Genomic DNA, 6,648 nt, shown 5'->3' with positions numbered 1-6,648 from the left:
ACCCGGTCGAGGCAGGCCTCGACCCTACGGGGTCAAAAGCATAAAAACAAAAAAACCCACCGAAGCGGGGTTTTTCATTGAATGAGTTCGAAGCTGACCGGTAAGCCGGGTTCTGTCGTGGACAGTCATTCATCTAGGCCAGCAATCGCTCACTGGCTCAAGCAGCCTACCCGGGTTCAGTACGGGCCGTACCTGGTGAACCCCTATTTGGCCTTGCTCCGGGTGGAGTTTACCGTGCCACGAACTGTTGCCAGCCGCGCGGTGCGCTCTTACCGCACCCTTTCACCCTTACCTGATCCCACTTGCGTGGGCCATCGGCGGTTTGCTCTCTGTTGCACTGGTCGTGGGCTTGCGCCCCCCAGGCGTTACCTGGCACCCTGCCCTATGGAGCCCGGACTTTCCTCCCCTCTGTCTGTCTCCCCCGAAGGAGGACGGCAACAAAGCGGCGACTGTCTGGTCAGCTTCGGCGCGCAGTGTATAGGGTTTTCACCAGGTTGTCACGTCAGGCTGGCGAGTGATATGACTATTCGCCAACCAGCACCACCTCAATGCCCCCTTTACGCAGTCCTAGCAGGGACTGCGTCGGAATGCCTGTATCGGTGATCACCATGTCAATACGCTGGGTTTCAATGATTTTATGCAGGCTGGAACGATTAAACTTGCTGGAGTCGGTCACCACGATAATGCGCTCTGCTACCTCACACATGCGGCGATTGATACGCGCTTCATCTTCATTATGGGTACTGACTCCGCGTTCCAGATCGATAGCGTCCACACCGAGGAACAGCATATCGAAATGATAATTTTGCAATGACTGGTCGGCCTGCTCGCCATAAAAAGAGAGCGACTGCCTGCGTAGATGCCCGCCCGTCATCAGGAGCTCAACACCTTCAGCTGCCAGTAGCGCATTGGCCACGTTAATACCGTTAGTCATCGCAATCACCTGCTGGTGCTGGTGCATCAGGCGCGCAATTTCGTAAGTCGTGGTGCCCGAGTCAAGGATCACCCGATGTCCGGGTTTGATTAGCTCAACGGCGGCGCGGGCAATGGCGCATTTTAACGCGGTATTTAACGCACTCTTATCCTGCAGTGAAGGCTCCGCAACCGGGTTCGCCGGGTCACAGACCAGCGCACCACCATAAGCACGGATAGCGATGCCCTGCTTTTCAAGAAAAGCCAGATCGTTACGGATCGTCACTGTTGAAACTCCATATAAGACAGATAAATCATTAACCTGGACGCTTCCCTGCAGCCGCAGCCTTTGGATGATTTGCTCACGTCTTTCACTGGTAGTGATGACGCGCTTATCCGTCATAGGGTCAATACTGCTCATTGATACTCCTTTTTCGTAACCCTTCACTTCATTTCTTTTTTTTCATTAAGGTATTTTTTTAAAGGAAAAGCAAGTTTTAACCTTAAACGTTATTATTCACCACAAAACAGCTTTCATTTAATTTCTTTTGCGAAACAGATCTCACTTTAAAAATCTTCGTTTCCTTTTTATTTTCAATTAATCTAGTGTCTGAAAGCAATCGAAAGGTAAAAAGTCTATCGACAGGGAGTAAAAATGAATCATCTCATCATGTTTGTCGCTAAGCACAAACAGGACCCCACCTGCGGCATCTTTGCCGTCTGTTCCGCACACCCACTGGTGTTAGAAGCGGCCATGCGTCACGCCAGAGACGCCAAAGCCTTCCTGCTGATTGAGGCGACCTCTAACCAGGTGGATCAATATGGCGGCTATACCGGCATGACCCCAGCCGACTTCCGCAGTTTTGTGCAGCGGCTGGCCGACCAGCACCACTTCCCCCGAAACTCGCTGATCCTCGGCGGCGATCACCTGGGTCCGAACCGCTGGCAGGACAAGCCTGCCGTGCAGGCGATGGATCACGCTGATGAACTGATCCGCAGTTATGTCGCAGCCGGTTTTAACAAGATCCATCTGGATTGCAGTATGTCCTGTGCCGATGATCCACGACCATTAACCGATGAGATTGTTGCCGGGCGAGCAGCGCGGCTGGCGCGCATTGCTGAACAAACCGCCCGCGAGCAGGACGTAGCAGACGATCTGGTTTACGTAATCGGGACTGAAGTGCCCGTCCCCGGCGGCGCGCACGAACAGCTGAATGATTTAGCTGTCACCACGCCACAGGCGGCCAAAGCCACGCTGGAAGCGCATCGCCATGCCTTTGAGCAGATGGGGTTGAGCGACCTGTGGCCGCGCATCATCGGTCTGGTGGTTCAGCCGGGCGTCGAGTTCGACCACACTCAGGTTATTGATTATCAGCCTGAAAAATCGCTGGCGCTCAGCGAGGTTATTGCCGCATCGGACACCATGGTGTTTGAGGCCCACTCCACTGACTACCAGACCCCCCAGGCTTTGCAGCATCTGGTGCGCCATCATTTTTCCATTCTGAAAGTCGGCCCGGCGCTGACGTTTGCCCTGCGTGAAGCGCTGTTTTCACTGGCGGCTATAGAACGGGAAACTCGCCCGGTTTATCAGTGTTCCGGCCTGCGCCAGGTGCTGGAAAACGTGATGCTCGAGCATCCCGAACACTGGCAACAACACTATCACGGTGACGGTGCCGCCCTACGTCTGGCGCGTGGCTATAGCTTCTCTGACCGCGTGCGCTACTACTGGCCCGATCGACAGATTGATGAAGCCTATGCCCGGCTGATGCACAACCTGGGAGATGAAGTTATCCCGCTACCACTGATCAGTCAGTACCTGCCGATTCAGTACGCCAGAATTCGCGCCGGTCAGTTGGCAGCCACCGCGCATGAACTGATCATCGATCATATCCAGGACGTACTGCGCCAATACCACGCCGCATGTCAGAAAGTGCAGACGTCCGTTTAAAACAATGTTAAGAGGGAAAAATATGCCAAACATTGTATTGAGCCGTATTGATGAACGCCTAATCCACGGCCAAGTTGGGGTGCAGTGGGTTGGGTTTGCCGGGGCGAATCTGGTGCTGGTCGCCAACGATGAGGTAGCCACAGACAGCGTGCAGCAAAACCTGATGGAGATGGTGCTGGCCGAAGGCATTGCAGTCAGATTCTGGTCACTGCAAAAGGTGATCGACAACATTCACCGCGCCGCTGAGCGCCAAAAAATCCTGCTGGTGTGCAAAACCCCCCGTGACTTTCTCACCCTGGTAAAGGGTAACGTGCCGGTAAAACGCATCAATGTTGGCAATATGCACTACAGCCTCGGTAAAAATCAGATAGCAAAAACCGTCTCGGTTGACGCCCAGGATATCGCCGCCTTTCACGCGCTGGAGCAACAAGGGGTGGCCTGTTATGTCCAGGGTGTGCCCACCGAGCCAGCGCAGGATCTCTACTCACTAATCTGAGGAAAAATAATGGAAATCAGCTTATTACAAGCGTTGGCGTTGGGCGTTCTGGCTTTTATCGCTGGACTGGATATGTTCAATGGCCTAACCCACATGCACCGCCCGGTGGTGCTCGGGCCGCTGGTTGGCCTGATCCTCGGCGATCTACACACCGGCATCCTCACCGGGGGCACGCTGGAGCTGGTATGGATGGGCCTGGCCCCGTTGGCGGGTGCACAGCCGCCGAATGTGATTATTGGCACTATCGTCGGCACTACGTTCGCCATTACCACTGGCGTGAAACCCGAGGTGGCAGTTGGCGTGGCGGTCCCGTTTGCCGTGGCGGTACAGATGGGAATTACCTTCCTGTTCTCGGTGATGTCCGGCGTGATGTCCAGAGCCGATCGCATGGCGGAGCAGGCTGACACCCGTGGCATTGAGCGCATCAACTACCTGGCGTTGCTGGCACTCGGCACCTTCTATTTTCTCTGTGCTTTCCTGCCTGTCTGGTTTGGTGCCGAGCACGCAAAAAGCGCAATTGCCGTGCTGCCGACCCGGCTGATCGACGGGCTGGGCATCGCCGGTGGCATCATGCCCGCCGTTGGCTTTGCCGTGTTACTTAAAATCATGATGAAAAACATCTACATCCCCTACTTTATTATCGGTTTTGTCTGCGCTGCCTGGCTCAAGCTTCCAGTGCTGGCGATTGCCGCAGCAGCGCTGGCACTGGCGCTGATTGAGTTAATGCGTAAAGACCCGCCCGCAGCGGCAGAACGTTCTCAGCAGGAGGAATTCAATGATGGTATCTGATACTCAGGCTCTGGCAGCCGACCAGACCTCAGCGCCTCTCATCCACGACGATGAAAATTGTTACGAAGACAGCAGCGTTGGCGCAGAGCTGACCCGGCAGGATATTAACCGCGTGGCATGGCGCTCAATGCTGTTACAAGCCTCATTTAACTATGAGCGCATGCAGGCCTGCGGCTGGCTATATGGCCTGTTACCGGCGCTGAAAAAAATCCACCGTAACCCGCGCGATCTGGCGCGGGCAATGAAAGGCCATATGGGCTTTTTCAACACCCACCCGTTCCTGGTCACTTTTGTTATTGGCATTGTGCTGGCGATGGAGCGTTCCAAACAGGACGTTAACAGCATTCAAAGCACTAAAATCGCCGTCGGTGCACCGCTCGGCGGCATCGGCGATGCAATGTTCTGGCTGACGCTGCTGCCAATCTGCGGCGGCATTGGAGCCAGCCTGGCATTGCAGGGTTCAATCCTCGGCGCGTTGTTGTTCCTGTTGATGTTTAACGTGGTGCATCTCAGCCTACGCTTTGGTCTGGCGCACTATGCCTGGCGTATGGGCGTCGCCGCCATTCCGCTGATCAAAGCCAATACCCGCAAAGTCAGCCATGCCGCCTCGATCGTCGGTATGACCGTGATTGGTGCGCTGGTCGCCACCTACGTTCGCCTGTCCACCACGCTTGAAATCAGCGCCGGGAATGCGCTGGTGAAGCTGCAAAGCGAGGTTATCGACAAACTGATGCCCGCCTTTTTGCCGCTGGTTTACACCCTGACGATGTACGCGCTGGTGCGCCGTGGCTGGAGCCCGCTGCGCCTTATCTGCCTCACCGTGATGCTGGGCATCGTCGGAAAGTTTGCCCATTTCTTGTAACTGAGGAGCAGAACATGTTGAACATTATTCTCAGCGGCCACGGCGGTTTTGCTAGCGGGCTGGAACAAGCGATGCAGCAGATCCTCGGCACACAACCGCAATTTATTGCCATCGATTTTCCGGAAAGCTCCTCCACCGCCCTGCTCACCCGTCAGTTTGAAGCCGCGCTGCAACAGCTGGATCTGCATCAGGGAGTGGTATTCCTCACCGACCTACTGGGCGGCACGCCGTTTCGCGTCGCTTCCACCCTGGCACTACGGCAACCGGAGTGCGAAGTCATCACCGGGATCAATCTGCAATTACTGCTGGAAATGGTGCTCGAACGCGACGGTCTGAAAAGCGATGAGTTTCGTCAGCTGGCACTTGAATGCGGCCACCGGGGGTTAACCAGCCTGGTCGACGAGCTGGCACGTCATCGCATCAGCGGCATCGTGGAAGAAGGGATATGAGCCTGCCGCTACTCTGGCAATTTACTGACATCACTATGATAAGGACGCTGTTATGAAACCTGATAATTTATCCCACAGCTGGACGGAAGAAGAGATCCGCCAGCAACCCTCCAGCTGGCTGCGGGCGCTGCACAACCTCGATCGCCTGCGCGGGCAGGTTGATGCCTTTCTTGCCCCGCTGCTCAGACAGCCTGACCTGAAAATTATTCTCACCGGCGCGGGCAGCTCCGCTTTCATCGGTGACAGCATTGCGCCTTTTCTGGCGCACCACTGTGGAAAAAATGTGCAGGCGATTGCCACAACCGACCTTGTCACTAACCCGATGGACTATCTGCTACCGGAGGAACCAACGTTACTGGTGTCCTTTGGCCGCTCCGGCAACAGCCCGGAAAGCGTGGCTGCGGTCGAGCTGGCTAATCAGCAGCGGCAAAACTGCCACCACCTGGCGATTACCTGCAATGAAGCTGGCAGCCTGTATCAGGCTGCTTGTGCTAACGAGCGTGCATTCGCGCTGCTGATGCCTGCCGAAACTCACGATCGCGGCTTCGCCATGACCAGCAGCATCACCAGTATGATGGTCAGCTGTCTGTCGGTGTTTGCACCACAGATCATCAACAGCGATACCTTCCGTGCCGTTGCCGATCGCGCCGAGCAGATTATTGCTGAGCAGGGTGATTTCAGCGCTGGCGTGTTTGGCGACCAGCCTTTCGAGCGCGTTGTTTACCTCGGTAGCGGGGGATTACAGGGCATCGCGCGTGAATCCGCGCTGAAGGTCCTGGAGCTGACAGCGGGCAAACTGGCGGCGTTCTGGGATACGCCAGCAGGTTTCCGTCACGGGCCAAAATCGCTGGTCAATGCAGAAACGCTGGTAGTAGTGATGGTTTCCAGTCACCCGTACACCCGCCAGTATGACCTCGATTTATTGGCCGAACTACACCGCGACCGCCAGGCACGTCGGGTGGTGGCTATCGCGGCTGAAAGCAGCACGGAAGTAGAAGCTGGCCCACATATTTTGCTGCCAGCAAACCGCGAATTTCTCGATGTTGAGCAGGCATTCTGCTTCCTGCTGTACGCGCAGATTTTTGCCCTCAACGAATCTCTTAACGCTGGAATTACCCCGGACAGCCCTTCCGCCAGCGGGACCGTAAACCGCGTGGTACAGGGTGTGGTGATTCATCCCTGGATTAGCTGA

7 protein-coding genes and 1 other RNA gene are annotated in these 6,648 nt (G+C 55.6%); 6 read left to right on the top strand and 2 right to left on the bottom strand.

What is annotated here, in order from left to right:
- Nucleotides 1-85 precede the first annotated feature (85 nt).
- Nucleotides 86-465: RNase P RNA component class A (gene rnpB, locus QLG07_RS16160), an RNA gene on the bottom strand.
- Nucleotides 466-523: 58 nt separating this feature from the next.
- Nucleotides 524-1,333, bottom strand: a complete 810-nt coding sequence (locus QLG07_RS16155; protein ID WP_187499157.1) for a DeoR family transcriptional regulator — start codon at nt 1,331-1,333, stop codon at nt 524-526.
- A 234-nt stretch (nt 1,334-1,567) separates the two neighbouring features.
- On the opposite strand from QLG07_RS16155, the gene kbaZ reads away from it, so the two are divergent.
- Genes kbaZ through QLG07_RS16125 form a run of 6 tightly spaced genes read left to right on the top strand, consistent with a single transcriptional unit; the run spans nt 1,568 to nt 6,648 of the window.
- Nucleotides 1,568-2,860, top strand: coding sequence for a tagatose-bisphosphate aldolase subunit KbaZ (gene kbaZ / locus QLG07_RS16150; RefSeq protein ID WP_282469662.1), 1,293 nt, complete (start codon nt 1,568-1,570; stop codon nt 2,858-2,860).
- A 22-nt stretch (nt 2,861-2,882) separates the two neighbouring features.
- Complete coding sequence (gene agaV, locus QLG07_RS16145) at nt 2,883-3,356, top strand: PTS N-acetylgalactosamine transporter subunit IIB (RefSeq protein WP_282469661.1); 474 nt, start codon at nt 2,883-2,885, stop codon at nt 3,354-3,356.
- 9 nt (nt 3,357-3,365) lie between these two features.
- A complete protein-coding gene (gene agaW / locus QLG07_RS16140) occupies nt 3,366-4,145 on the top strand; it encodes a PTS N-acetylgalactosamine transporter subunit IIC (protein ID WP_282469660.1) in 780 nt (259 codons plus the stop codon).
- Nucleotides 4,135-5,007, top strand: coding sequence for a PTS N-acetylgalactosamine transporter subunit IID (gene agaE / locus QLG07_RS16135; protein ID WP_282469666.1), 873 nt, complete (start codon nt 4,135-4,137; stop codon nt 5,005-5,007). Before agaW ends, agaE begins: the two co-directional genes overlap by 11 nt.
- A 14-nt stretch (nt 5,008-5,021) precedes the next feature.
- Nucleotides 5,022-5,456 carry a PTS galactosamine/N-acetylgalactosamine transporter subunit IIA gene (agaF, locus tag QLG07_RS16130; protein ID WP_187498064.1) on the top strand — a complete coding sequence of 145 codons (435 nt, stop codon included), beginning with the start codon at nt 5,022-5,024 and terminating at the stop codon, nt 5,454-5,456.
- Between the two features lie 52 nt (nt 5,457-5,508).
- On the top strand, nt 5,509-6,648 hold the full coding sequence (locus QLG07_RS16125; protein WP_187498065.1) for an SIS domain-containing protein: 1,140 nt from the start codon (nt 5,509-5,511) through the stop codon (nt 6,646-6,648).

It is taken from the genome of Erwinia sp. V90_4 (genome assembly GCF_029967685.1).
Classification (GTDB): Bacteria; Pseudomonadota; Gammaproteobacteria; order Enterobacterales; family Enterobacteriaceae; genus Erwinia; species Erwinia aphidicola.
Note: the sequence above shows the minus strand (reverse complement) of the source record. Positions and strands in the feature narration are given on the sequence as shown.

Coding starts and splice junctions, on each gene's coding strand:
- QLG07_RS16155 (WP_187499157.1), bottom strand. CDS start 1,333: ATGAGCAGTATTGACCCTATGACGGATAAGCGCGTCATCACTACCAGT.
- kbaZ (WP_282469662.1), top strand. CDS start 1,568: ATGAATCATCTCATCATGTTTGTCGCTAAGCACAAACAGGACCCCACC.
- agaV (WP_282469661.1), top strand. CDS start 2,883: ATGCCAAACATTGTATTGAGCCGTATTGATGAACGCCTAATCCACGGC.
- agaW (WP_282469660.1), top strand. CDS start 3,366: ATGGAAATCAGCTTATTACAAGCGTTGGCGTTGGGCGTTCTGGCTTTT.
- agaE (WP_282469666.1), top strand. CDS start 4,135: ATGGTATCTGATACTCAGGCTCTGGCAGCCGACCAGACCTCAGCGCCT.
- agaF (WP_187498064.1), top strand. CDS start 5,022: ATGTTGAACATTATTCTCAGCGGCCACGGCGGTTTTGCTAGCGGGCTG.
- QLG07_RS16125 (WP_187498065.1), top strand. CDS start 5,509: ATGAAACCTGATAATTTATCCCACAGCTGGACGGAAGAAGAGATCCGC.